General features: G+C 54.7%; 1 protein-coding gene. It reads left to right on the forward strand.

Going from position 1 to position 267, the window contains the following annotated elements; genetic code table 11:
* Positions 1-267, forward strand: a 267-nt coding sequence (locus HBA93_RS21420; protein ID WP_221724598.1) for a succinylglutamate desuccinylase/aspartoacylase family protein, incomplete at both ends; no start/stop codon positions are given.

Consider the following 267-nt stretch of genomic DNA (forward strand, 5'->3'; position numbering starts at 1 on the left):
CCACTGACGCCTTTGGTGAGCAATCCGCCGAAATCAATTGAAACAGTGACGTTCCATGGTCTGAAGCCGGGGCCGCGCCTGATTGTAACCGGCTCTGTTCACGGCAATGAGCCGTCCGGCCCTTATGCAATCAACCGTCTGATTAGCGAATTCCGTAGCGGACAGCGTGAGCTGGAATGTGGTCAGGTGACTTTTGTGCCGGTGGTCAATGGTCTGGCCTTCCGTAATAATACCCGTATCGGTGACCGCAACTTCAACCGCAACTTG

The organism is Ochrobactrum sp. SFR4, from assembly GCF_019730395.1.
In the GTDB taxonomy this organism is placed as follows: Bacteria; Pseudomonadota; Alphaproteobacteria; order Rhizobiales; family Rhizobiaceae; genus Pseudochrobactrum.